Genomic DNA, 25,476 nt, shown 5'->3' with positions numbered 1-25,476 from the left:
AATTCCGCGGTGGCACAGTGCGTGCGGAAGGGGACGGTGGGGGAGCTCCCTGGGTCACATGCAGGCTTCCTGTCAGATAGGAACGCGGTGGCACGGCAGGTGCCACACCCCGATGCTGTCCAGCGAACATTGCCGCAACCTTGCCTGTCCTCGCTCCCGGCCACGTATGGACAGGCGCCGGTTACACAGGTGCATGCGATGTGTTCAGTGCTCCAGCGGTGGCGTGCTGGTCACGCCCGGATGCAATGGAAACTCGACACGGATCAATGCACCACCGCCCGGCGCATCCAGAATCGTGACGTGGCCGCCGTGGCGGTCGATTACCTGGCGCACCAGGTTCAGCCCCAGGCCCGCGCCTGTCTGCCGCGGCCGCAACCGCTGGAAGGGTTCGAAAACCCGTTCGCGCTGGTCGACCGGTATGCCGGGGCCGTCGTCCTCGACCTCCAGGCAGCTGCCTTGAACGCGCACGATGATCTGGCGTCCGCCATGTTCGGCAGCATTCAGTACCAGGTTGGAAATTACCCGCTCCACTGCGCCGGTCTCGCCGAGCACCGGGAAATGTGATTCCACCGCCACGGCTACGGTCTTGTCCGACTGGATCAGCAGCGGCGCCAGATCGGCGGCCACCCGTTTGGCCACCCGCGCCAGGTTGATTGTTTCCTTCGGCCCGTCTTCGTCCATGCGGTGCAGATCCAGCAGCTGCTCTGCCAGCGTCGCCAGCCGCGCCACTTCCACGGCCAGGCTGCACGAGGTGGCGTCGTCGGCCGCATCGACCTTTACCCTCAGAATCGCAATGGGTGTGCGCAGCTCATGCGCGGCGGCGGCGATGAAGCGGCGTTGCCGTTCGTGCCCTTCGTCCAGCCGCTCCAGTGCTTCATTCACCGCCGTCACCAACGGAGCGATCTCCACAGGCACAGCGGTTTCTGTCAGGCGGACACCGCGGCGGCTGGCGGAGATGTTGCGGGCTTCCTCGGCGATGCGCTCCACCCCGGCCAGGGCCCGTCTCACGATGATCGGTGTCAGGACGATGGTGGCCAGGCCCAGCAGCAGGAAGATCGGCAGGGTGATGATGTGTGCCGCCAGCGCCATCTGCCAGGTCAGCGTATCGGTTTCGCCATGGGCCATGATGGTCAGCTTGCCGGCCGGCCCGCTGTGCTGGCGGACCACGACGGCCAGGCCATCGCTGCGATCCCGCCCGCGCAGGTCGCCAAAGGGGATGCCATCCAGTGCGCCTACCAGCGAGGCATAGGCCGGCGGCACAGGTCCGAACGTAACGTAGTGGCCATGCTCATCCTCGGCGATGAACCATGCACCGGGAACGATCTTCAGCAGTTCGGCCAGTTCCGGTGTGTTCTGCACGTACAGTTCGCCATTGCGGTCGCGGTGCACCGCGTTGGCGGCCACCGGCGCAAAGGTCTGGATGGTGTAGTAGCCACCGCTGTCGGCACGTATCAGCACCATCAGCAGCGCGAAGAACGCCACCAGCAACGCCATTAGCTGATAGATCAGCGTTTTGACGATCAACGGACGCTTCAGCGATGGACGACGCGCCATTATTTGGCTTCCCGCATCAGATAGCCGACACCGCGGATGGCGTGTATCTCTACTCCTGCGTCGGCATCGGCCAGCTTGCGGCGAAGGCGCGATACGTGCGAATCGAGCGTGTTGGAATGGATGCCGTCATCGAATCCATACACCGCCATTTCAATCGACTCGCGCAGCACGGTGCGACCCAGACGCCGGGCCAACGCGGCCAGTACACGTATCTCACGGCGCGGCAGCTCCAGCCGCTGCCCGCCCACGCTCGCCTCGCCCGATGCCGGGTCGAACACCAACCGGCCGATGCTCACCAGTTCCACCTGCATGCCGCTCGGCCGACGCCCGGCAGCGCGGATGCGGGCGAACAGCTCCTCCAGTGCGAAGGGCTTGGCCAGATAGTCGTCCGCGCCCTCATCCAGGCCGGCGATGCGGTCCGGCAGCTGCCCCAGCGCGCTCAGCACGATGATCGGCACCCCGGGGTTGCGCTCACGCAATAGCGAAATCAATCCCAGTCCGTCGCCGTCGGGCAGGGTGCGGTCCAGCAATACCAGGTCGTGCGATCCGCACAGGGCCGCTTCGCGGGCCAGCGCCAGCGTGTTGGCTAGGTCCACCACGTAGCGCTCGCGCTGCAGGGCGGACTTCAGGGTAGCGGCCAGTTCGGCTTCGTCTTCGATCAGCAGGATGTGCATCGGCGGGGTTTGCGCAGGAAGGGGGCGTGGCGGGGCGGTTCGGCACGCGCCGGCACCGTATTACAGGAACATTGCGTGAACATGGCGTGCCTTCCCGATGTCCCGCAAGGCTGTCATGGACGCAGGAAAGCGGATGTCGGCGCAAGGTTCGCGCAATCCGGGCACTCCAGCCTTGGCGCCCTTTCGCTGATCCCACCCCCTGGAGTACCCATGAAGTTGTTCGTTCCGTTGTTGTTCGTGGCCGCGCTGAGTGGCTGCACCACCGCCAGGATGACCGTTACCCCCGATGGCCGACGCGGCGTCTCCATCGACTGCAGCGGCTCCAGCTCCTGGAGTGGCTGCTACGAAAAGGCCGGGCAGATGTGCCCAGGCGGCTATGTGGTCTTCAGCAAGGATGGCGACGACGGCAACGCCATCGCGGTGGGCAACAAGAACGGCTTCACCTCTACCCAGATGGCCACCCGCTCGATGCTGGTGGCCTGCTCGCACTGACACCGGGAGGGGAGGTGGGCAGCCACCTCCCCCTGTCATCATGGTTCGCAGCCCTGTGTCAGAAGCTGTAAGCCGCCTGCACATACACCCGCCGTGGCTCGCCGGGGAAATGCCCGTTGCGTTCAATGAAGCCACTGGCCGCGTACACCTTGTCGAACAGATTCTTGACGTTGGCCTGGAAGTGCCACTGTCTCCACGTGGTCTTCCAGCTCACGTCGAACACGGTGTAGGCCTTGACCGTCTGCCCATCCAGGCTGAGGCGTTCGCCGACGTGATCGGCGCCAAAGCCGATGGCGGAGTTGATCGCCGGCAGGTCGTAACGCGTCCACAATCCCAGCTTGTTGCGCGGCGCATTGGCGAATCGGTCGCCGGAGGCGTTGGTGATGCCATTCGGGCCGGCGTCCTTCACCCGCGCATCGTTGTAGGCGTAGGTCAGGTTCAGCACCCAGCGCTCGGTGAGGTCGGCCAGAAGGTCCAGCTCCATGCCGGTGCTACGTACCAGGCCCAGCGCGGCCAACTGGTTCACGCCACCGATCACCTCGCCGGTGGCCTGCACGATGTTGCTGCGGTCGATCCGGTAGGCCGCCATGTTCAAGGTCACACGGTCGGCCAGCAGCGACTTCATGCCCACTTCCCACTGCTTGCTGCGCTCGGCATCGAACGGTCCGCCAGCGGCCGGGTTCTGGTTGGCGGCACTCTGCGGCACGAAACCATTGGCGATGTTGGCGTAGACATTCAGGCCCTCGCGCACGGTGAACGTGCTACCCAGCCGCCAGCTGAGATCGTTGCCATCCACGCTGCTGCCACCCATGCGGTCCTCATCCTTGAAGCCATCCCAGCGCAGTCCGGCCAGCACATGCCAGCGTGTGCCCAGTGCCAGTTCGTCCTGCAGGTAGCCGCCATAGCGCTTGCTGCGGGTGGACGTGCTGCGCCAGGGCAGGGCCGCCAGGTTGTAGTCGTGCCAGGTACTGGCGCCGTACACGGGATTGAACAGGTCGATGCCGCGCACCGGCCCGGCGCCACGCGCAAGGTCAGCGCTGTTCGCGGTCTGTGCGGTGAAGTCCGCATCCAGCCGGTATACATCGGCGCCGAACAGCACCTTGTGCTCCACCGCGCCGGTGGTCGCCCGCCAGACTGCATTTCCGTTGGCAGTGAATGCGTCGTTGTCGCGGATCTGGTTGCGCAGCTGGCGGGTCATCCATTCGGCCACGCCATCGCGGTCACGATCGAGCAGGCCCATCGGCTCGTGGTACATCTGGTGCTCGTTGTTGCTGAACCAGCGGGCGGCGAAGTCCAGGTCCAGCGTGTCGAGCGGCGCGAAGCGGTACTGCGCCAGCGCCACCTTGGCGCGCATGTCGAGAAAGTCGCTGGCCTCGTTGTGGTTCCAGCGGCGGTCGGTCAGGAACGTGCCTGCATCGTTGACCGGCACGCCGCGCAGACGGTTGCCGCCAAGGTTCTGGGTGATGTCGGTGAACTGCAGCACCAGTTCGCCGGTCTGTCCGACGTCGAAGGCCAGCGAGGCATCGCCGATCACGCTCTCGCTGTCGGTGTTCCAGCGCACGCCCTTTTCATTGTCGGCATAGAGCCCGGCGCGATAGCGCACGCTGCCGGCGGCATTCAACGGCCCGGTACCCTCGATCGATCCGGCACGGAAGTCCTTGTCGCCCAGCTGGACCTCGATGCGGCGCTCGGCAGCGGCTTTGGGCTTGCGGGTCACGTAGTTGATGACACCGCCCGCATCACCCCCGCCATACAGCGCGCCTGCCGGTCCCTTCAGCACTTCCACGCGCTCGATGTTGAACAACTGCGGCACCGAGAATCCTGCATACGGGTCGCCGCGCAGACCGTCATACAGCACGTTCTCCTGGCGGAAGCCGCGCAGGGTCACCCCGGCATAGCTGAAATAGCTGATGCCGCTGATGCTGCGATAGAGATCGGTTACCTGACGCGCCGCCTGGTCGTCGATCAGTTCACGCGGGATGACCTGGATCGACTGTGGGACCAGCTCCAGCGGTGTATCCGTGCGGGTGCCGACCGCGGCATCGTCCACCCGGTACAGCGCCTGTGCACGTCCGCGAACCTCGACCTTGTCCAGGTCCTTGGGCGCGGCAGTAGAGGACTCGGCAGCATGGGCAAGCGGTGCCAAGGGCAGGGTCAGTGCCAGGTACAGGGTGCGTTGCAGGGGTGTGGGAAGAGGCATTGGGGAGGGGCTATGTGTCTGCAAATGAGAAAGATTAGCATTTGCAACACTTCGAAACCTACCCCCCGAATGCGCTATGGACGCGCGCCGGGGTCCGTATATGGGGTGCCCGCCAAGGCCACCAGTACCCCGGTGGCGCCGCGCACGATCAGCTGCAGCATGGCCTCGCGCGGGTCCTCGCCCTGCAGTTGGCTTGCCAGTCCTTTCTCATAGGCCGCCACCATCGACGCCAGCAGCATGGCCGCGCCCAATCGCGCTTCGGCGTCATGTCCGGGCCGGCCGACAGCGTCGGCCATCAATTGCGCCAGATCGTCAGTCAACTGCGCCTGCAGCCGTCGCGCGTGCGCGACCAGTACCGGGCTCTCCGCCACGGTGCCCCAGAAGGCGGCAGCACCGGCATTGATGCGCAGCAGTGGATGGCCCGCCTCCAGCAACTCGCGCACGAGTGACTGGAAGGCCATCAGCGGGGTCATTCCGCTGCGCGCCAACATGCCCTCGCGCAGCAGCGTGCGCGCCTCCTCATCGCGATCGAATACCAGGTCTTCCTTGCTGGCGAAGTAGTTGAAGACCGTCTTGCGTGAGACGCCCGCGGCTTCGGCGATCTCGGACATGGAGACGGCCTCGAAGCCCCGCCGGATGATCAGCTCGGTGGCGACGTCGGAAATCGCTTGTCGGGTCTCGGCTTTGCGCTGCTCGCGACGGCCAGGAAGCGGGGTCATGGGTGGTTCACGTGTGAAAACGTACACCGAGTGTAACATTTTTCCCGCCAGGGCGCCGACCCGGCGCTCACAAGGAATCTCCATGCTGTACGACGTCGTCATTGCCGGTGCTGGCCCGGTTGGCTTGTTCCTGTCCTGCGAACTGGCCCATGCCGGGTGTTCGGTACTGGTGCTGGAACAGGCCGGGTCTGCTGATTCGCCGTTGAAGCGCCTGCCATTCGGGCTGCGCGGCCTGAACGTCCCCACGCTGGAGGCACTGGATCGGCGTGGCCTGTTGGACGCGGTCGTCGCAACTCAGGTGCTCAAGCCCGACAAGGGCGCGCCGCCGCTAGGCGCCGCCCATTGGCTGGCGCAACCGCGGGCGCTGGGTGGCCACTTCGCCGGCATTCCGTTTGCGTTGGACGACGTCGACCGCACGCGCTGGAGCTGGCGCCTGCCGACGCCAGTAGGCACTCAGATGGCGGTGGAGCTGCAGGCCCTGGAAACGGTATTGGCCGAACGTGCGATTGCGCTGGGCGTTCGCATCGAACGCGGGCGTGCGGTACAGGCGGTGGATGCGCACGAGGCGCAGGTTGCCGTGCACATCGGCTCCGGCAGGGTCCACGGCCGCTGGCTGGTCGGTTGTGATGGGGCCCGCAGCACGGTACGCAAGCAATCGGGCTTCATCTTTGCTGGAACCGGGCCGGAGTTCACCGGTTACACGCTGCTGGTCGAACTGGCAGATGGGTGTGTACTCACACCGGGCCGACAGTTCACCGATCACGGGATGTGCAATTTCAACCCGCCAGGCCTGCTGGCGCTGGCCGATTTCGACGGTGGCGCGGGCCATCGCACGCCACTGGACCGGCACTCCGCGCAAGCGTTGCTGCGGCGGGTGTCTGGCCGCGAGGCAACGATCACTGCATTGCACCTGGCCACGACATGGACCGATGCTGCGCGCCAAGCGACGGCCTATCGCAGCGGCCGTGTGCTGTTGGCAGGTGATGCCGCGCACATGCATTCACCGTTGGGCGGCCAGGGGCTGAACCTTGGCATCGGCGATGCGATGAACCTCGGTTGGAAGCTGGCCGCCGTAGTGCGGGGCAAGGCTGATGAGGCGCTGCTGGACAGCTATCAGTCTGAGCGCCATCCGGTGGGCACCAAGGTGCTGGACTGGTCGCGCGCGCAGGTTGCGCTGATGCGTCCCGGGGCCGGCTCGCGCGCGCTGGCAGCGATCATGGCCGACCTGGCCGGCACCCGCGATGGGGCCACGTATCTGGCCGAGCGGATCTGGGGTGTTTCGCAGCAGCTGGAACTTGGCGGAGAGCACCCGCTGGTCGGCAGGAGCGCGCCGGACTTCCGGTTGGCCGATGGCCGCCGCCTGGGCGAACTGCTGAGAGCGGGGCAGGGGGCGCTGCTTGTTTTCGACCCGGCGTCTTCGCCGCCGCAGCATGGCCAACGCTGGCAGCCTTCCATCGCCTGTGCCGCAGATACTGGAGATGCGGCATCGGGTCTGGGGGCGGTGCTGGTGCGCCCGGATGGCATCGTTGCCTGGACCTGCGGCATAGGAGGAGATATGCCCGGCCTTGATTCGGCGCTTGCTTCCTGGACCGATCCGACGCGGTGATCTGCCGGCTAAAGCGCAGTCACCATCGTCTGCGAGCGACGGCTGGCCTCGGTCATCACGGAGGCCAGCTGCTTCAGTGAGTAGGGCTTGCGCAGCAGCGTGAAACCGTGGCCTGGATCGCGGGCCAGCAGTTCGCTGTAGCCACTGGTGAGAATGATCGGAAGATCGGGCAGGCGGCTGCGGATGGTGCGGGCGAGATCCAGCCCATTGGTCCCGGGCATGACCACGTCGCTGAACACCACGTGGAAACGCGCAGCGTCGCGCTCGAGCTCCGCCAGTGCCTCGTCGGCATTGCGCGCGAGTACGACGTTGTACTCAAGCTCGCGCAGCGCCCCGACTGCAAACTCGGCCACATCCACGTTGTCTTCCACCACCAGTACGCACAATCCGTGGCCATGCAGCAGCCCCTGTTGCGTGGTCGGCAGCTCGATGGTGGCGTTTTCCTGCGCCAGCGGCAGATACAACGTGAAGCGCGTACCGACACCGGCCTGGCTCTGTACGTCCACTTCGCCCTCGGACTGCTTGACGAAGCCGAACACCTGGCTGAGGCCAAGCCCGGTGCCCGCGCCCACTCCCTTGGTGGTGAAGAATGGCTCGAAGATCCGGTCCACCACGGACGGATCGATACCGGCACCGGTGTCGCTGACGCTGATCGCAGCGAAGTTGCCTTTCATCGGCGCCGCGAACCGCACGGAAGGCACCGATGTCAGCTGTTCCACATCGATCGTCACCTTGCCGTGGCCGTCAATGGCGTCGCGCGCGTTCACCGCGATGTTGATCAGTGCGGTGTCGAGCTGGGTCCGGTCCAGCAGTACCGGCAACGGGGCGTCGGGCAGGTTTACTGATACGGAGATGCGCGCACCCAGTACTGTGGTGATGATGTCTGAAAGCGCGCGCACGCTCTCGCAAAGGTCGAACACCTGCGGCGACAGGCTCTGTCTACGCGAGAACGCCAGAAGCTGGGCGGTCAGGCGAGTGGCGCGGTCAGCGGCGGTTTCGATGGCCTGTACATAGCGCAGGCGCGCATCTCCGGCTGGCCAGGTATGCAGCAGCATGTCCACGGAGCCGGTGATGACCTGCAGCAGATTGTTGAAGTCGTGTGCAACGCCGCCGGTCAGCTGGCCGATGGCCTCCAGCTTCTGCGACTGCCGCAGCTGTTCGCGGGCGCGTACCAGTTCAAGGTGGGCCTCGCGTGCCTGCTCGGTGATGGCCGCTACCTGGCGCGTGTGCCGGTCGCGCTCGATCACCCGTTCGGTCTGCTCGCTGACGACGCAGATGATGCCGGCCACGCCTCCGCAACCGGCACGCAGCGGCGAGTAGGAGAACGTCCAGAATGTCTCGCGCAACGTGCCATCACGGTCCATCATCAACGGCATGTTCTTGAAACTGCGGCTCGTGCCGCCGAAGGCGTCGTTGACAGCATCGACGACGTCGGCCCAGACGTCCGCCCAGACGTCTTCCAATCGGCTGCCCATGGCGCCGTGCAGCTTGCCGCCCAGCATCGGCAGGTAGGCATCGTTGAAGAAGAACGCCTTGTTGTCGCGGCCCCATGCGATCCACAGCGGCTCCGGAGAATCCAGGATCATCGCCAGCAGAGCGCGAAGTTCGGGAGTAGCGTTGGCGGCGTCGGCGGAGCGGGCCCAGTCGCTGTCCTGCAGCAGCCGGTAGGCGAGTTGATCGGGTGCCGAGACAGGAAGGGGGAAGGGATGCATGGCCGTGCGCGAAGAAAGGTGCCGCAGCTTAGCCGAGGTGATGTCATTGCGCTCTGCACAGGTCCTGCGCCTTGGCCGTCATCGGCCCTTCGGGCCGACGAGGTGGCTCACGGGGCGGCCTCTGACTTCACCATCATCCCTGCGCCAACAGCCTGCGTCATGGCACCGTCGTATTCCAGCCTCAGACACCCAGAAGCGAATTCACCTGCCAATCGGCAACCCGCGCATGGCTCACCGCCTGATGACTGCCGCATCCATCGCAGCGGAACAAGGCACCGCCCGGCAGCTGGACCAAGTTGTCTTCGCTGGCCGAGCGGGTTTCAGAGCAATGCCGGCAGATGACAGTGAGCGCCGTAATGCGCTCCACCCCGCCAGACAGGTCGAACACAGCTTCAAAGGCATGGATGACAGGGTGACCAGTGGCCGGCATCGGGAAAGTCGTCGCGGTGGGGGAGGCCTTATCCTGCCCTCCTGATCGTGACGGGCTGGTCATCCGCATGCATCGGAACGATCAAGATGCCGGGCGGCTCAGAGATCCTTCTTCCTGCCGCTCAGGTCGATCGGCCTGTCACTGCCCTTGCGCTCGCTCGACCACACTTCCACGCCCTTGTTGCAGCGGCTCTCGCGGGCAGCCACTTCGGGCGGCAGGTCCTTCAGATGCGGTGATTCCTGGCAGGCCTGATGCATGTTGCTGTCGTCATAGGTGGCACAGGCGCTGAGCGAAGCCAGGGCAACGGCGGTGAGGGAGGCGCGAAGCAGGGGCTGCAGGGTCATGGGGAGGTCTCGGGTGGTGCCGGGCTGGCCATGGAATTCAAATCCGTGACCCCGGGCACGCACAATCCGACCAACCGCACTTGTTATTCTATAACAGATGCGCGATAGTCCGGCGCCTGCTGCTGTCAGGCGACGCAGATCATCAGCATCATGCACAGCGCCAGCATCAGCACGAATACGCGCCGGCTCAGCGCAAGGCAGGCCAGGCAGGCGGCCAGTGCCCAGGCAGCCAGCAGCGCGCAGGCCAGCAGCCACAGCCCGATCACCATCAAGGATCCACTTGCCAGTGCGGACAGTGCGATTGCCTTGAACAGCGTCACGCCCAACACACTGCCGAGTACACCGGCCTGAAGGGCGATGGCATCGTGTCGGGCAGGGGCGGGTGGGTGGTGCATGTCGGCGGCGTTCGTTCGCTGCAAGGGAGGCGCAGCCACTGTGCCCGACGGCATATCCACGCCATGTGTTTTTCGCGCACGCGATGCGAAGCCGGCGCAGGCTTCAGTCGAACTCGCCCTCGGCCGACTCCAGCCGTTGCCGGTAGGCCGCCCGATGCTGATACAGGCGCTGGCACTCGGCGGACCTGTGGATCCGGCTGGCCGGTTCGTTGGCCACGGCGTCGCACATTCTTGCGATGTGGTTGTTGGACGCCAGTTCGGTCACGAAGAACACGGCGGTGATACCGGTACCGAGCAGCACCACGTAGAGCAGGCGGCTGAGCCAGCGCGTGCGCTTGCGCTCGAAGTGCTGCTGGAGGGTCAGGTCGAAGCGGATGATGCTGAGCACGATCCAGATGATCGCGACCAGGAAGCAGAGGGTGGGCAGCAGGCCACGCCAGAGCCCGGCCTCGTAGACCGATTCGTTGTAGTGGATGGCCGCGCCGGCACCGGCGATGGCGATGGCAAGTGCGCAGTTGCGGCCCAGCGAGAGCAGGTCGTCGAGCAGCTTCTCGCGGTTCCTGGTCGATCCTGCTGCCACGTGGCTTCCATCTCCAAGTTGCGACCGGCGGCGGAGTGCCGCCGATCCTGCAGATGGTGGAGCATCGCTGCGGTGATGAGAAGTCCGCGCGGCTCAATGTGCGATGACGCGGGCGCCGATCCAGCGCCGGTAGCGGCGGGTCCGACACTTTACGTCCGCCTGTGCCAGCAGCAGTGCCCAGGCCGGTGAGATACCGGGCGCGGTGGGGCGGTGCCGGCTCAACCGGCCCAGCTGATACTTCACTGCGGCCATGTGCGCGCTGGCCGCCAGCGGCTTGCTGCGCCAGTTGATGTTGCGCAGTGTCGGCACCGGGTCGCGGCCCTGCTGCCAGTGCTGCGGCAGATCCGGCTCGATCGCCAGCGCGGTGGCGATGCCGACCATGGCCACGCCGCTGGCCAACACCTGTTCTGCCACTTCGCGGCGGCGGATGCCGCCGGTGACCATCAGCGGCATCGTTGCCACCGTGGCGATCTCGCGTGCGAATTCGAGGAAGTACGCTTCGCGGGCCACGCTGCGTTCGTCGCGTGCGGCGCCGGTCATGGCCGGTGCTTCATAGCTGCCGCCGGACAGTTCGACCAGATCCACGCCGAGGGGCGCCAGCATCTCCACCACGGCGCGCGCGTCCTCGGGCGAGAAGCCGCCCCGCTGGAAGTCGGCGGAGTTGAGCTTCACCGCCACCACGAAGGTGGGCGCCACGGCCGCGCGCACCCCCTGCACGATCTCCAGCAGCAGGCGCGCGCGGTTGTGCAGGCTGCCGCCCCAGCGGTCATTGCGTTGGTTCGACAGCGGCGACAGGAACTGGCTGAGCAGGTAGCCGTGCGCAGCATGGATCTCCACCCCGCTGAAACCGGCGCGCTCGGCCAGCTCGGCACTGCGGATGAAGCGCGCGATCACCGCGTCGATGTCGTCCTCGGTCATCGCCTTCGGCGGTGCGAACTGCTTGGACAGCGCGCCCATCTGCAAAGCAACGGCTGACGGCGCGAGCGCGGGTTGGCCGAGTGCGGCCGGCATCTGCCGCCCCGGGTGATTGATCTGCATCCACATCTGCGCACCCCGCGAGCGGGCAGTGTCCGCCCAGGCGGTGAAGCGGTCGAGGTGACAATCGTCTTCCAGTACCACGCCGCCCGGCCCGGTCATGGCGCGCCCATCGACCATCACGTTGCCGGTGATGATCAGTCCGGCGCCGCCGTCGGCCCAGCGCTGGTACAACTGCAGCAGCGCTTCGGAGGGGGCGTGGTCGGCATCGGCCATGTTTTCCTCCATCGCCGCCTTGGCGATGCGGTTGCGGATGACGGCACCGGAGGGCAGTGCCAGGGGCGAGAACAGCGACATCGGACAGCTCCAGGACAGGGGAATGGCGCTACGCTAACCTTCAAGTTTGATTGAAGGTCAACAGGTTCCGATGTCGAGGATTCAGGCAGATGAAGATCGGTGAGCTGGCCCGGCGCACGGGTCTGGCAGCGTCGCGCATCCGATTCTACGAAGAGGCCGGGTTGCTGGTGGTCCAGCGGCAGGCCAACGGCTACCGCGACTACCCGGAGCAGGCGGTGCTGTTGCTGGAGCTGATTACCGGTGCGCAGCGCGCCGGCTTCAGCCTGGAGGAGATACGCGCCCTGCTGCCACCGGACATGGGCCAGTGGCAGCACGACGCATTGATCACGATGCTGCAGCAGAAGGTGACCGACATCGAGGCGCTGCAGTTGCGGCTGGCACAGAGCCGGGCCCATCTGCTGGCCCTGATCGAGGACATCCAGGCACGGCCAGAGGGCATCGACTGCGCGGCCAACTCGCGGCGGGTACTGGACCGCGTACGGCGCGGTAAGTTGGCGCGACCGACGTTGGCGGCCGGCGATACGGCGTTGCTGCGTCCGGATCGCCGCCGCCGCGCGGGCAGCAGCTGACGATCCGGCGCGAAGGTCAGTGGCTGCCCACGCCGGCTGCCTTGCGCTTCTTGTCCAGCATCACCGCCACGCACCACAGCAGCAGGCCGCCGATCGCAGTGGCCGCACCGACATAGCCGGTGCTGGCCGGGCTGAAGCCGGCGCTGATCGCCATGCCGCCCAGCCACGGGCCGAGTGCATTGGCGGTATTGAAGGCGGCATGGTTGGAGGCAGCGGCCAGCGTCTGCGCCTCACCGGCCACGTCCATCAGGCGGGTCTGCAGCACCGCGGCCAGTGCACCCATGGTGCCGACGGTGATGATCATCGGGCCGATGGTCCACACCGATTGCGCGGCCAGCGGATACAGCAGCAGCATCACGATCGACCACAGCAGCACCACCGCGGCGGCCTTGAAGTGGAACTTGTCCACCAGCCAGCCACCGGCGATGTTGCCGATGATCGCACCGATGCCGAACACGCCCACCGCCAGCGGCATCCACGATTCGGCTACGCCGGTGACCTGCACCAGGGTCGGCGCCAGGTAGGTGAACACGCAGAACATGCCAGCGAAGCCAACGGCGCCGATTGCCAGCGCCAGCCACACCTGGGTGGTGTTGAAGGCGCGCAGTTCGCGCATCGGCGAAGTGCGCACTTCGTCCGGGTCCGGCAGCAGGAAGCGCGCGATCATCGCCACGGTGGCGATGGCCAGCAGGCTGACCAGGGCAAAGGCGGTGCGCCAGCTCAGCTGCTGGCCCAGCCAGGTGGTCAGCGGATTGCCGGCCAGGATCGCAATCGACAGGCCCAGCAGCACCCGCGACATCGCCTGGCCGCGCTGGCCGGCCGGGCTGATCGCCGCCGCCACCAGCATCGCCACGCCGAAGTAGGCGCCGTGTGGCAGGCCCGCGACGAAACGCGCGATCAGCATCGTGCCGTAGTTTGGTGCCAATGCGCTGGCCAGGTTGCCGACGGCATAGAAGCCCATCAGTGCCAGCAGCAGCTTACGGCGCGGGAAGCTGGCGCCGACGAAGGCGAGGATCGGGGCGCCGACCACCACGCCGATGGCGTAGGCGCTGATCAGGTGGCCGACCTGGGTTTCGGAAATCGACAGGCCGCGGCTGATCTCAAGCATCAGGCCCATGCTGGCAAATTCACTGGTGCCGATGGCGAAGCCGCCCAGGGACAGGGCAAGAATGATCAAGGTGCGCTGACGGGGCGTCAGCCGCGCAGCCAGGGAAGCGTTGGGGCTCATGCGGGGGCGCGATGGGGGCGCGATGGGGGCGGGGAGCCAGTCATTGTACTGCTGCACCGCAACAGCAGCAGCCACGCCGGGGGCAAATCAGTGTTTGATCGATGGGATTGCGGCACGCCGGGCACGGGCTCGGTGCTGCAGCGCGTGCGGCCCCCTGTTGCCGGACTCCTGCATGTGATGACGACACGGCGGTCGGCATGATGGGCGTGCAGGGGCTGTGGAATGCTGGAACAAGGAGGATGTCGATGCAGGAGTTCAGGCATGTGCTGGAGACGCGCGGCCGCTATCAGCTGGTAGCGGTGTCCTACGCGCCGGTGTACGCTCCGGGCGATGTGGTCGGCCATGCGGTCGTCGCCGACGATGGGGATCGTCTGACCGACCTGGTATCACTGGCCGAAGCGCGCCAACTGCTGTTGCAACGGGTGCGTGAAGAGGGCGAAGAGCCCGGGCTGGAGAACGAAAACCACCTGCGGAAGAAGGCGTCGCGCTGGCGCCGCCGTTAGGCCGTCGCGCCCTTGTGCGCATCATGGAGGATTCGGGTGTTGCCCAGTAAGAAGTATCTGCTCATCGCCATCACCACGCTGGCGACCCTGTTGCTTGGTTTCGTGTTTTCCGGCTACCTGACGTTGTTGTTCCTGGGCCTGGATACCAAGCTGTTCACCTGGAACACCTATTACCAGTACTTCAATGCGCTGGACCAGCCACAGGTCGCGCCCTTCGTGGGCAAGATCAAATGGGCTGGCTACGTGGGCTTCGGTCTGCCGCTGCTGGCCCTGCTGGTGACCGGCCTGGTGCTGCTGCTGAAGAAGGACAAGCGCTCGCTGCATGGCGACGCGCGTTTCGCCACCGGCGCCGACCTGTCCAAGCATGGCATGTTCAAGAAGACCGGGCAGAGCATCGTGGTCGGCAGCCACAGCGGCAAGCTGGTGCGGCTGGACGGCCAGCAGTTCGTGATCCTGGCCGCGCCGACCCGCTCGGGCAAGGGCGTGGGCGTGGTCATCCCCAACCTGCTGGAGTACGGCGAATCGCTGGTGGTGCTGGACATCAAGCAGGAGAACTTCGACCTGACCAGTGGCTGGCGCGCCAGCCAGGGCCAGGAGATCTACCTGTTCAATCCCTTCGCCGAAGATCGGCGCACGCACCGCTGGAACCCGCTCAGCTATGTGTCCGATGATCCGGCGTTCCGGGTTTCGGACCTGATGAGCATTGCCGCGATGCTGTATCCGGATGGGGCCGAGGACCAGAAATTCTGGGTCAGCCAGGCGCGCAACGCGTTCATGGCCTTCACCCTGTATCTGTTCGAGAACTGGGATGACGAGCGCAGCAGCGGATTCCCGGGCGGTTCGGGCACGCCCACGCTGGGCGCTGTCTACCGGTTGTCATCGGGCGACGGCACCGATCTGAAGAAGTACCTCAAGGCTTTGTCGGAGCGGTCGTTCCTCAGTGGCAACGCCCGTTCGGCGTTCGCCAACATGCTGTCCCAGGCCGACGAGACCTTCGCTTCGATCCTCGGCACCTTCAAGGAGCCGCTCAATCCCTGGATCAACCCGGTGCTGGACAAGGCCACCAGCAGCAACGACTTCCTGCTGACCGACGTGCGCAGGAAGAAGATGACCATCTACATCGGCATCCAGCCGAACAAGCTGGCCGAGAGCCGGCTGATCATCAACCTGTTCTTCAGCCAGCTGATCAACCTCAACACCAAGGAACTGCCCAAGTCCAACCCGGACCTGAAGTACCAGTGCCTGTTGCTGATGGACGAATTCACCTCGATCGGCAAGGTCGAGATCATCGCCTCGGCGGTGTCCTACATGGCCGGTTACAACATCCGCCTGCTGCCGATCATCCAGAGCATGTCCCAGCTCGATGCCACCTATGGCCGGGAAGTCTCGCGAACGATCATCACCAACCACGCGCTGCAGATCCTGTACGCGCCGCGCGAGCAGCAGGACGCCAACGACTACTCGGACATGCTGGGCTACACCACCATCCGCAAGAAGAACGTCACCCATGCCCGCGAGAAAACCCACAACTTCACCGAGGAGCGGCGCGCACTGATGCTGCCTCAGGAGCTGAAGGCGATGGGGCCGGACAAGGAAGTATTCCTCTACGAGGGCATACCGCATCCGGTGAAGTGCGACAAGATCCGCTATTACAAGGACCGCTATTTTACGTCGCGGCTGCTGCCGAAGGTCGACGTTCCGATGCTTAACGTCTAATTCACGTCGCTAAATTTGTGACATGGATTCATATTCACTGACATGAAATCGTGACCTGAGTCAAAAATTCGGCATCTGTTCATAGATTTTCAGACTTGTCTGACATGGAATTGACGCGTGGTTGTGTAACTCTGTGTTCGTCATCCAGAAGTGTGTGCTGGATGGCAAAAGTTGTAACGCAGGGTGGCCAGGAGTTTGTGCCATGGAAACAAGGATGGTTTCGACGTTGGTGAGGGTGTGCGGGTGTGTCGTCGGCAACGTCTGGCGGCCCCGCGACCTGGTTGGCAGCTTTCGGGCTGCAGGGGAGCCGGGGCAGGTGTGCTGCATGCCAGCGCGTCTCCCCGATTCCGGCGTGCGCCATGCAGCGCCGGACGACCAGGGAACCAATGCTCGGGACTGCTTTTTCGTACGTCAAAGTGAAGCCCGTATGAATCAGGCGTTTATCGCGAAAATGTCCATCGCCGCAGTCGCGGCGCTGATGGTGGCAGGGTGTGCCACCAAGTCCGCCCCCGATTTCGGTGGGCGCTGGAAGCCGGTCAATCGCTTTGCCGTGGCGACGACCGAGATCCCGCTGTACTCCAGCTACGTCTACCAGGCCTCGCCGATGGATGGCACGCTCAAAGCCATGCTCGAGCGCTGGGCCAAGGATTCCGGACGAACACTGGACTACCGCCTCAACTCGGACTTCACGCTGTATGGCGCGGTCTCGAAGATCGACACCACCAATGCACAGCAGGCTGTGATCGATCTGACTTCGGCGTATTCGGCGCAAGGCATCTCCGTCTCCATTGTTGGCAACCAGATCGTTGTGCAGAGCGCTGGCTCGACGCCCACCGCGTCGGCGCAGGGCGCTGATTCCAACAGCGGCACCTGAGTCCACCTCGAAACCATCGAACGTGCTGCTCCCCGCGCCTGTCGCAGGGGCTCCATGCCCATTGATGTTTCAGCAGTACGGAAGAATCCATGTTCCGCAAGAAGGATCCCGGCAACAGTCCCAAGGTCGAGCAGTCGGTCGCCAAGGCGGTCAGCTACGAGATCACCGTGGCCGACATGGCGCGTCGCAGCGAGCGGCGCGCGTGGTGGGTCGCCACGGGCTCGTTGCTGATGTCGCTCGCACTGGCGGGCGGCTACTACTACATGCTGCCGCTGAAAGAGAAGGTGCCGTTCCTGGTGATGGCCGACGCGTATACGGGTACCGCGACGGTCGCGCGCCTGCGTGGCACGTTCCAAGGCGAGACCATCACCGCCAACGAAGCCATCAATCGCAGCAACGTCGCCCAGTACGTGCTGGCGCGCGAATCGTACGACTCGGCGGTGATGGGCCTGCGCGACTGGGAACTGGTGTTCGTGATGTCCAACGGCCCGGTGTCGCAGTCGATGCGGCAGCGATATGCCGGCAACAACCCGCAGAACCCGTTCGTGATGTATGGCCGGGAGAAGGCCATCCGGGTCAAGATCCTCAGCATCACGCCGCTGGGCGCAGAGCCCAATGGCAGCTTCCGCGGCGCCTCGGTACGCATCCAGCGCAGCCTGCTGGACAAGCGAACTGGTGCGTCCACGTACCTTGACAACCAGCTGGTGACGATGCGCTTCGAGTACAACCAGAACCTGGCGCTGTCCGAGCAGGATCGCATCCTCAATCCGCTGGCCTTCCAGGTCACCGAGTATCGCGTCGACAACGACTACTCGCGTGGCGTTCCGGTGCCGGACGACGGCGCCATGCAGGCGCAGGCGCAGCAGGCGGCACAACAGGCAGCGCAGCAGGCGCAGGGCGTGTACGACCCGAACAATCCGGCCGCCGCCACCATGATCGACCCGGCCACCGGCCAGCCGGTCGCGGCACCGGTGCCGGCCAACGGCCAGGTCGCGGGCCAGCCGATGCCAGGTCAGCCTGTGCCGGGACAGCCCGTGCAGGGGCAAGCAATGCCGGGGCAGGCCATGCCCGGACAGCCGGCCATGAGGCCGGTGCAGAACAATTCCACCGGAACTGCTGATGGAGCAAGCAACCGATGAGTAGTCGAAAGATCAGGGGACGCGCGCTGGCGCTGCTGTCGATGTTGTCGCTGTTGTTTTCTGCAGCAGCGATGGCGCAGGCGGTGGACCACTACGAATACGAGAAGGACCGCATCTATCCGGTTCGCACCGGCCTGGGACTGACAACCCAGATCGAGCTGAGCCCGAACGAGAAGATCCTCGACTACAGCACCGGCTTCAGCAGCGGCTGGGAGCTGACGCGCCGCGAGAACGTGTTCTACCTCAAGCCGAAGAACGTTGACGTGGACACCAACATGATGGTGCGCACCGAAACCCACTCCTACATCTTCGAACTGAAGGTGGTGGCGACCGACTGGCGTCAGCTGGAGCAGGCGCGTCGTGCCGGCGTGCAGTACAAGATCGCCTTCGTCTATCCGAATGACACCGTGTTCGGCGTCGCCCAGGAAGCGGTCGAGGAAGAAGCCAAGCCGTTGCTGAGCGCTGAACTGGCCAAGGATCGCCAGTACAACTTCAACTACTCCTACTCGACCAGCAAGGCGAAGAAGATGGGCTGGCTGATCCCGGTCAACGCCTATGACGATAGCCGTTTCACCTATCTGAAGCTGCCGAACTCGCCCGAATACAAGACCGGCATCTTCCCGGCCGTGTTCGGTCGTGAAACGGAATACGGTGAAGACTTCGTGGTCAACACCACGGTTGAAGGCAACACGCTGATCGTGCACGGGACCTACCCGTACCTGGTCATCCGCCACGGCGACTTCGTCGTCGGCCTGCGAAGGAACGTGAAGAAATGAGTCAGCAGAACACCCCGGGCAACGACCCGAACCCGTCTCCCTATTCCCAGGGCGCCGCAGGCCAGGAGCCGCCGTCCAATCCTTACTTCGGCAACGCAGCCGAACAGCAGGCCGCGCCTGATCTTGATGCAGGAGCCCCGCAGCTGCGCTCGGCAGAGGAACAGCGCCTGAACCGCAAGGCGTTGCTGTTCCTGGGCGGTATCGTGCTGCTGCTGATGGCTATGGGTTTCCTGCTGTTCCGAAAGGGGCAGGACGATGCAGCCGAGCAGAAGAAACCACAGGAAGAAGCACGCGCCACCACGCCGCAGCTTCCGAGCGTTGTCGGGGCGACCGAGCCGGCGCCCCCGATCGCGGTTGCCGATCCGATCCCGATGCTGCCGCCTCCGCCGCAGCAGGAAGTGCCAATGCCGGGCTTCCCGATGGGCAACGAGGCCAAGGCGGATCATGATCGTGGACCGACGCTGATGGACCGTCGCATGGGCAGCGGCTCCGGCGTGGGCGGGGGCGAGGCGGGCGGCGCCGCCAACGGCCAGAGCGGCTCCGACTACAACCAGGCGATGATCGCGGCCATGCAGGCGGCGGCCAATCCGCAAGCGCAGCCGCAGAAGGTGCGCCGTGGACCGGATGTGGAGGATGTCTCCAGTGCCACCTACATCCGCAGTCCGGATGCACTGCTGGTGCGGGGCACGTACCTGCGCTGCGTGCTGGAAACCCGCATCATCACCGACATCGCCGGCTACACCTCGTGCCTGCTGACGGAGCCGGTGTACTCGATCAATGGCCGCAACCTGCTGCTGCCGAAGGGCTCCAAGATCTATGGCGCCTACGGTGGTGGTCCGACCGGAAAGCGCGTGGAAGTCATCTGGGATCGCATCACCACCCCGAATGGCATCGACGTGGCCATGTCCAGCCCCGGTACCGATGGTCTGGGCGGTGCGGGCCATCCCGGTCAGTACAGCGCGCATTGGGGCAGCCGTATCGCTTCGGCGCTGATGATCAGCCTGCTGGCCGACGCGTTCAAGTATGCCGCTGCAGAGCACGGTCCGGAGACCACGACCGTGGCCAACAACGGTATGACCATCCAGTCGCCCTATGAAAGCGCCACCGCACGCACCATGGAGCGCCTGGCCAACGAAGCTCTCGGCAGCAGTCGCCGTCCGCCCACCGTCACCATCAACCAGGGCACCGTGGTGAATGTCTACGTCGCCAAGGACGTCGATTTCACCAACGTGCTGCATCCCCGCCGGTAACCCAACGAACGACCATGGACGCTGAAGTGTCACCCCTCGCCCTCGTCTCCAGCGATTTCCTGCGCTATCAGTACGAAGTGCTGGGCATCGCCGAGTACATGACTTCGCCGGAAGTGACGGAAATCTGCATCAACCGTCCCGGCGAGCTGTACCTGGAAACCCGGGCCGGGTGGCAGCGGGTGGAGGTGCCGAGCCTGACCTTCGAGCGGGCCCGGCAGTTCTGCACGGCAGTGGTGAACGAGAGCAACACCGGGCAGCGCATCACCGATGCCGATCCGGTGGTCTCGCTCACGTTCCCGACCGGTCAGCGCGCCCAGTTCGTGATTCCACCGGCGTGTGACGCGGGCAAGGTGTCGATCACCATCCGCCTGCCGTCCAAGCACACCAAGTCACTCACGCAGTATCACGAAGATGGATTCTTCAACCAGATCCTGGAGAGCGACGGCAGCATCAGCGAACACGATCGCGAGCTGCTGGAGCTGCGCCATTCGCGTGAGTACGCCGAATTCTTCCGGCGTGCGGTGATGTACCGCAAGAACATCGTGGTATCGGGTGCGACGGGTAGCGGCAAGACCACCTTCATGAAAGCGTTGGTGAATCATATCCCGGACAGTGAACGCCTGGTCACGATCGAGGACGCGCGCGAACTATTTCTGACCCAACCAAACGTGGTGCATCTGCTGTACTCCAAGGGGGGGCAGAGCGCAAGCAATGTCACCGCCAAGAGCTGCATGGAAGCGTGCCTGCGCATGAAGCCCGAACGCATCATCCTGGCCGAGCTGCGCGGTGACGAGGCGTTCTACTTCATCCGCAACTGCGCATCGGGCCATCCGGGGTCGATCACGAGTTGCCATGCCGGCAGCCCGGAGCAGACCTGGGACCAGCTGGCGCTGATGGTCAAGGCCTCCAGCGAAGGCTCTGGGCTTGAGTTCAACGTGATCAAGCGACTGCTGATGATGACCATCGATATCGTCGTCCACATCAAGGCACATGCCGGTTCCCGCTACATCACCGGTATCGATTTCAACCCTGGGCGCGCCCAGGGGCAGGAGGGCTGAAGGATGCTGCCAGGACTGGAAATGATGGCGTGCCCGGAGATGGCCGTGTCGATGGACGTGATGCAGCACGTCATCAATGTCGAATCGTCGCGCAATCCCTACGCGATCGGCGTGGTGGGAGGTGCGCTGGTGCGCCAGCCCAAGGCGCTGGACGAGGCGTTGGCCACAGTGCGCATGCTGGAAGAGAAGGGCTACAACTTCTCCATCGGCCTGGCCCAGGTCAACCGCTACAACCTAGGCAAGTACGGGCTGGATTCGTACGAGAAAGCGTTCCAGCAGTGCCCGAACCTGCAGGCCGGATCCCGCATCCTCGCCGAGTGCTACAAGCGCTCGGGTGGCGATTGGGGAAAATCGTTCAGCTGCTACTACTCGGGCAATTTCGAAACCGGCTTCCGTCACGGCTATGTGCAGAAGGTCTACGACTCGATCCGCCGTGGGCAGCAGGTCGCCAGCAACGGCGTCACGCCGATCGACGTGATCAGCCGTGGCGAACGGCGCGCGGTAAAGGTCGAGCATCACCCGCAGCTGGCGTCGCCGGCACAGGCGCGCATTGTCGCCCAGTCGAACGGACCGGTGTACGTTCCTTCGGATGATCCAGCGCGTGCGTACGTGGTGTACCCGTCCACCGGTGCGATGGCGCGCGGCAGTCTGCTGAATATTGCCGATCAGGCGCTGTCCAAGGTCGTCCTGGGGTCGGTGGACCGGATGATGCAGCCCCAGCAGGCAGGTCAGCAGGGCGGGGCTGCACAGCCGCAGCAGGCGCAGTTCCCGCAGGGCATGGCCCAACGCCTGCCGTCCCAGAACAGCTTGGCAATGCCGCAACAGCTTCCTGGTACCGCGGGCGGCACCGACAATGGCCCGGTGATGCTGCGTCCGTGGAGCGAACGCAACCTACCGGTGGCGGAAAGCGCAGATTCGTACAACGCGCCGGCGCAGGGCGCGCCGGTGCAGCAGATTCCCGCAGGGGATGCGGCCTTCGTGTTCTGACGAAGTCGTGGTGCGGCCAGTCCCCCGGCTGGTCGATTCAGTTGTGTTAGTCCATCAACAAGGAAATCAATCCATGAAGCGATCCAATCTCGACCTCGTCCAGGCCCAGCGCACGCTGAAGACCCTGCTGATGGCAACGATCTTCGTCGGCGCATTGTTCGCCCCGCAGGTGTTCGCCACCAACGGCGCCACCAACTACGGCGGTACCGACGGCAAGGTCTGCGGCTTCTTCTCCAACATCAATGGCCTGCTGAACATGGCCTCGATTGCCGTCGTCACCATCGCGGTCATCTTCGCCGGCTATCAGATTGCCTTCGCGCACAAGCGCATCAGCGAGGTCTCGCCGATCCTGATCGGTGGCGTCCTGATCGGTGCCGCCGGCCAGATCGCCCGCATGCTGCTGGGTGACGAGTACGGCACCTGCGAAGGCAAGACCGCCATGCTGATCCAGCAGGCAGTGCTCTACTACAGTGCATAAGAACGTCGTCTTCCGCGGTTGCACTCGCCCGGCAATGTTCCTGGGCGTTCCCTACCTGCCATTCTTCATGGTGGCAGGTGGGTTGCTGCTGCTGAGCGTCTACACCAATTTCTGGTTCCTGCTCACCATTCCGGTAGCAATCTTCATCATGCGGCAGATGGCCAAACGTGACGAGATGATCTTTCGTCTGATGGGCTTGCGCCTGATGTTCAAGCTGCGGGTGCGCAACGTGCAGCAGCACGACGGCATGTGGGTATTCAACCCGAATCATTACCGCAACAAGCCGGCCCGAATGGATTGAGGTCCGGAATGGCCTGGCGGTCGCGTGCTGCCCGCCAGGCCACCTCGAAGTTCCCTGGCAGCAACTCTTTGGAAGCAGTCGTATGTTCAGCCCAGATACCTCCATCAGTGAGTTCATTCCCCTGTCGACGCATGTCGCCCCGAACGTGGTCAAGACTACGGGCGGTGACTACCTGTTGACCTGGTACCTGGAGGGGTTGCCGTTCGTGGGTCGCGAGGAATGGGAACTGGAACATCGGCACAACACCTTCAATCGCCTGCTGCAGACGCTGCGTGCGCCGGACTTCGTCAACGTGGCTTTCTGGGTGCACGATATTCGGCGCCGTCGCACGCTGAAAGGCAAGAGCACCTACCGGCAGCGCTTCAACCAGGACGTGTCCGATCAGTACATGGGCATGCTGTCCTCGCAGCGCATCATGCAGAACGAGCTGTACCTGACCATGATCTACCGCCCGGTGGTATCGGGTAAGCGCTTCGTGGAGAAGTCGGCGAACGTCGATCGCCTGCGTGCCGAGCAGGAACAGGCCATCGAGAAGCTGATGGAGCTGGCCGGCAACGTCGAGGCCGTGATCCGTGATTACGCGCCGTATCGCCTGGGCATGTACGAGGCGAAGAATGGCGTGGTGTTCTCCGAGACGCTGGAGTTGTTCGGATACCTGATCAACCGCATCGACGAGCCGGTGCCGGTGCTGCCGGCGCCGATCAAGGATTACCTGCCGGTCAGCCGGCACATGTTCTCGGCCAAGACCGGCGACTTTGTCATCAACACCCCGAATGGCGCCAACCACTTCGGTGCCATCCTCAACATCAAGGAGTATGCCGAGGGCACCTACCCGGGCATTCTCAACGGCCTGAAGTACCTGGACTACGAGTATGTCATCACCCATTCGTTCAGCCCGATGGGGCGCCAGGACGCGCTGAAGGTGCTCGACCGCACCAAGGGCATGATGATCTCCTCCGGCGACAAGGCGGTCAGCCAGATCGTCGAGCTGGACCAGGCCATGGATCAGTTGTCGTCCGGCAACTTCGTGCTGGGCGAGTACCACTTCATCATGGCGGTGTACGGCGACACGCAGGCCAAGCTCTCGCAGAACGTCGCCTCGACCCGGGCCGAGCTGTCCAACGCCGGATTCGTGTCGACCAAGGAAGACCTGGCGGTTACCTCGTCCTTCTATTCGCAGCTGCCGGGCAACTGGCGCTACCGTACGCGCCTGGCCAATGTCAGCTCGCTGAATTTCCTGGGCCTGTCACCGCTGCACAACTTTGCTACCGGCAAGCAGCACAACAACCCCTGGGGCGACTGCGTCACCACGCTGCAGACCACCAACGGCCAGCCGTATTACTTCAACTTCCACGCGACCCATCCGTCGGAGAATTCGCTGGGCGAGAAGGCGATCGCCAACACCATGGTGATCGGTAAGTCAGGTACCGGTAAGACCGCGCTGATCAACTTCCTGCTCAGCCAGGTGCAGAAGTACGAGCCGTCGCCGACCATCTTCTTCTTCGACAAGGATCGTGGTGCGGAGATCTTTGTGCGTGCCTGCGGCGGCAACTACCTGGCCCTGGAGAACGGTGCGCCGACTGGCTTCAACCCGTTCCAGTGCGAGAACAACGAGTCGAACGTGCAGTTCCTGGCCGACCTGATCAAGGTGCTGGCCGGCAAGCGCGAGTACAGTGCCCGTGAAGAAGAGGACATCTACCGCGCAGTGGAGAGCATGCTCGATACGCCGATGCACCTGCGCAACATGACCAACTTCCAGAAGAGCCTGCCCAACATGGGCGATGACGGTCTCTACGCGCGCATGCGCCGCTGGACCTCGGGCAATTCGCTGGGCTGGGTGTTCGACAACCCGGTCGATACCGTTGACCTGAGCAAGGCCAACATCATCGGGTTCGATTACACCGACATCATCGACAACCCTGAAGTGCGCGTGCCGGTCATCAATTACCTGCTGCACCGCCTGGAGTCGCTGATCGACGGCCGTCCGCTGATCTACGTGATGGACGAGTTCTGGAAGATCCTGGACGGCGAGGGTGGCCTGAAGGAGTTCGCGAAGAACAAGCAGAAGACCATCCGTAAGCAGAACGGCCTGGGCATCTTCGCCACGCAGAGCCCGGAAGATGCGCTGAAGAGCGACATCTCCGCGGCCCTGATCGAACAGACCGCCACGCTGATTCTGCTGCCGAACCCGAACGCCAGCAAGAGCGACTACATGGATGGCCTGAAGCTGACCGAGGCCGAGTTCAAGGTGGTTACCGCGCTGGACGAGCGCTCGCGCTGCTTCCTGGTCAAGCAGGGTCATGCATCGAGCGTCTGCCAGCTCAACCTGCGCGGCATGGACGACATCCTGTCGGTGATCTCGGCCTCGACCGACAACATCGACATCATGCATCGCGTGCTGCAGACGGCAGCGGTCCGCAACCGTGTGACGGTGGACGAGTTGACCCCGGATCAGTGGCTGGACGCGTTCTACAAGAATCGAAAGGGCTCGGGCAAGCGGGCCGAACAGGATCAGGAGGAGACGGCATGAACCTGCCCACTCAAACGAACAAGGAAACT

24 protein-coding genes and 1 pseudogene are annotated in these 25,476 nt (G+C 64.3%); 14 read left to right on the top strand and 11 right to left on the bottom strand.

Annotated elements, in window-relative coordinates:
- Positions 1-204: 204 nt before the first annotated feature.
- Entirely contained in the window at positions 205-1,554 is a 1,350-nt protein-coding gene (locus tag N5D45_RS03520; RefSeq protein ID WP_057503123.1) for a HAMP domain-containing sensor histidine kinase, read from the bottom strand.
- Positions 1,554-2,228: a response regulator transcription factor gene (locus tag N5D45_RS03515; protein ID WP_019338179.1), complete on the bottom strand. Its 675-nt coding sequence runs from the start codon at positions 2,226-2,228 to the stop codon at positions 1,554-1,556. Before N5D45_RS03515 ends, N5D45_RS03520 begins: the two co-directional genes overlap by 1 nt.
- Before the next feature lie 210 nt (positions 2,229-2,438).
- Between N5D45_RS03515 and N5D45_RS03510 the strand changes: the two genes are divergently transcribed.
- Positions 2,439-2,720 carry a hypothetical protein gene (locus N5D45_RS03510; RefSeq protein ID WP_010484816.1) on the top strand — a complete coding sequence of 94 codons (282 nt, stop codon included), beginning with the start codon at positions 2,439-2,441 and terminating at the stop codon, positions 2,718-2,720.
- A 58-nt stretch (positions 2,721-2,778) separates the two neighbouring features.
- Here N5D45_RS03510 and N5D45_RS03505 read toward each other — a convergent pair whose 3' ends face one another.
- Together N5D45_RS03505 and N5D45_RS03500 are read right to left on the bottom strand one after the other, a co-directional pair.
- Positions 2,779-4,920, bottom strand: coding sequence for a TonB-dependent receptor (locus N5D45_RS03505; RefSeq protein WP_164191446.1), 2,142 nt, complete (start codon positions 4,918-4,920; stop codon positions 2,779-2,781).
- 74 nt (positions 4,921-4,994) lie between these two features.
- Positions 4,995-5,639 (bottom strand): TetR/AcrR family transcriptional regulator, encoded by a 645-nt coding sequence (locus N5D45_RS03500; protein WP_164191448.1) that lies wholly within the window; start codon positions 5,637-5,639, stop codon positions 4,995-4,997.
- Positions 5,640-5,721: 82 nt separating this feature from the next.
- Between N5D45_RS03500 and N5D45_RS03495 the strand changes: the two genes are divergently transcribed.
- Entirely contained in the window at positions 5,722-7,245 is a 1,524-nt protein-coding gene (locus N5D45_RS03495) for an FAD-dependent monooxygenase (protein ID WP_197656368.1), read from the top strand.
- A gap of 8 nt (positions 7,246-7,253) precedes the next feature.
- On the opposite strand, the gene N5D45_RS03490 is transcribed toward N5D45_RS03495, so the two are convergent.
- The 6 genes from N5D45_RS03490 to N5D45_RS03465 form a co-directional block, all read right to left on the bottom strand.
- Positions 7,254-8,957: a PAS domain-containing sensor histidine kinase gene (locus N5D45_RS03490; protein ID WP_010484824.1), complete on the bottom strand. Its 1,704-nt coding sequence runs from the start codon at positions 8,955-8,957 to the stop codon at positions 7,254-7,256.
- A gap of 181 nt (positions 8,958-9,138) precedes the next feature.
- Entirely contained in the window at positions 9,139-9,387 is a 249-nt protein-coding gene (locus tag N5D45_RS03485) for a hypothetical protein (protein WP_005410137.1), read from the bottom strand.
- 98 nt (positions 9,388-9,485) lie between these two features.
- Positions 9,486-9,731 (bottom strand): hypothetical protein, encoded by a 246-nt coding sequence (locus N5D45_RS03480; protein WP_057502489.1) that lies wholly within the window; start codon positions 9,729-9,731, stop codon positions 9,486-9,488.
- 125 nt (positions 9,732-9,856) lie between these two features.
- On the bottom strand, positions 9,857-10,126 hold the full coding sequence (locus N5D45_RS03475; RefSeq protein WP_057502490.1) for a hypothetical protein: 270 nt from the start codon (positions 10,124-10,126) through the stop codon (positions 9,857-9,859).
- Between the two features lie 103 nt (positions 10,127-10,229).
- Complete coding sequence (locus N5D45_RS03470; RefSeq protein WP_057502491.1) at positions 10,230-10,706, bottom strand: hypothetical protein; 477 nt, start codon at positions 10,704-10,706, stop codon at positions 10,230-10,232.
- Positions 10,707-10,799: 93 nt separating this feature from the next.
- Entirely contained in the window at positions 10,800-12,038 is a 1,239-nt protein-coding gene (locus tag N5D45_RS03465) for an NADH:flavin oxidoreductase/NADH oxidase family protein (RefSeq protein ID WP_057502492.1), read from the bottom strand.
- A gap of 89 nt (positions 12,039-12,127) precedes the next feature.
- On the opposite strand from N5D45_RS03465, the gene N5D45_RS03460 reads away from it, so the two are divergent.
- On the top strand, positions 12,128-12,607 hold the full coding sequence (locus N5D45_RS03460; protein WP_043398672.1) for a MerR family transcriptional regulator: 480 nt from the start codon (positions 12,128-12,130) through the stop codon (positions 12,605-12,607).
- A gap of 16 nt (positions 12,608-12,623) precedes the next feature.
- On the opposite strand, the gene N5D45_RS03455 is transcribed toward N5D45_RS03460, so the two are convergent.
- Positions 12,624-13,835: an MFS transporter gene (locus N5D45_RS03455; protein ID WP_197656366.1), complete on the bottom strand. Its 1,212-nt coding sequence runs from the start codon at positions 13,833-13,835 to the stop codon at positions 12,624-12,626.
- 245 nt (positions 13,836-14,080) lie between these two features.
- Here N5D45_RS03455 and N5D45_RS03450 point away from each other — a divergent pair, with 245 nt between their 5' ends.
- From N5D45_RS03450 to N5D45_RS03400, 11 genes and pseudogenes are all read left to right on the top strand, one after another.
- A complete protein-coding gene (locus N5D45_RS03450) occupies positions 14,081-14,338 on the top strand; it encodes a hypothetical protein (protein ID WP_029379975.1) in 258 nt (85 codons plus the stop codon).
- A 36-nt stretch (positions 14,339-14,374) separates the two neighbouring features.
- Positions 14,375-16,054, top strand: a complete 1,680-nt coding sequence (locus tag N5D45_RS03445; RefSeq protein ID WP_010484842.1) for a type IV secretory system conjugative DNA transfer family protein — start codon at positions 14,375-14,377, stop codon at positions 16,052-16,054.
- A 427-nt stretch (positions 16,055-16,481) separates the two neighbouring features.
- Positions 16,482-16,928 carry a hypothetical protein gene (locus N5D45_RS03440; RefSeq protein ID WP_057503358.1) on the top strand — a complete coding sequence of 149 codons (447 nt, stop codon included), beginning with the start codon at positions 16,482-16,484 and terminating at the stop codon, positions 16,926-16,928.
- Between the two features lie 89 nt (positions 16,929-17,017).
- A complete protein-coding gene (locus N5D45_RS03435) occupies positions 17,018-18,067 on the top strand; it encodes a type IV secretion system protein (protein WP_049455403.1) in 1,050 nt (349 codons plus the stop codon).
- Positions 18,064-18,843 carry a TrbG/VirB9 family P-type conjugative transfer protein gene (locus N5D45_RS03430; RefSeq protein WP_049455402.1) on the top strand — a complete coding sequence of 260 codons (780 nt, stop codon included), beginning with the start codon at positions 18,064-18,066 and terminating at the stop codon, positions 18,841-18,843. The genes N5D45_RS03435 and N5D45_RS03430 overlap by 4 nt, the downstream gene beginning before the upstream one ends.
- On the top strand, positions 18,840-20,093 hold the full coding sequence (locus N5D45_RS03425; protein ID WP_049455401.1) for a TrbI/VirB10 family protein: 1,254 nt from the start codon (positions 18,840-18,842) through the stop codon (positions 20,091-20,093). Before N5D45_RS03430 ends, N5D45_RS03425 begins: the two co-directional genes overlap by 4 nt.
- Positions 20,094-20,107: 14 nt before the next feature.
- Positions 20,108-21,151 (top strand): P-type DNA transfer ATPase VirB11, encoded by a 1,044-nt coding sequence (gene virB11, locus N5D45_RS03420; protein WP_049455400.1) that lies wholly within the window; start codon positions 20,108-20,110, stop codon positions 21,149-21,151.
- 15 nt (positions 21,152-21,166) lie between these two features.
- Positions 21,167-21,631, top strand: a pseudogene (locus N5D45_RS22555) (lytic transglycosylase domain-containing protein); the annotation flags it as partial.
- A 580-nt stretch (positions 21,632-22,211) separates the two neighbouring features.
- Entirely contained in the window at positions 22,212-22,616 is a 405-nt protein-coding gene (locus N5D45_RS03410) for a TrbC/VirB2 family protein (RefSeq protein WP_049455398.1), read from the top strand.
- A complete protein-coding gene (locus N5D45_RS03405) occupies positions 22,609-22,917 on the top strand; it encodes a VirB3 family type IV secretion system protein (protein WP_080392955.1) in 309 nt (102 codons plus the stop codon). Before N5D45_RS03410 ends, N5D45_RS03405 begins: the two co-directional genes overlap by 8 nt.
- Positions 22,918-22,999: 82 nt before the next feature.
- Positions 23,000-25,447: a VirB4 family type IV secretion/conjugal transfer ATPase gene (locus N5D45_RS03400; protein WP_049455396.1), complete on the top strand. Its 2,448-nt coding sequence runs from the start codon at positions 23,000-23,002 to the stop codon at positions 25,445-25,447.
- Positions 25,448-25,476 lie beyond the last annotated feature (29 nt).

This window comes from Stenotrophomonas sp. GD03819 (genome assembly GCF_029841665.1).
Classification (GTDB): Bacteria; Pseudomonadota; Gammaproteobacteria; order Xanthomonadales; family Xanthomonadaceae; genus Stenotrophomonas; species Stenotrophomonas geniculata.
This window is presented reverse-complemented; position numbering and strand designations above follow the sequence as displayed.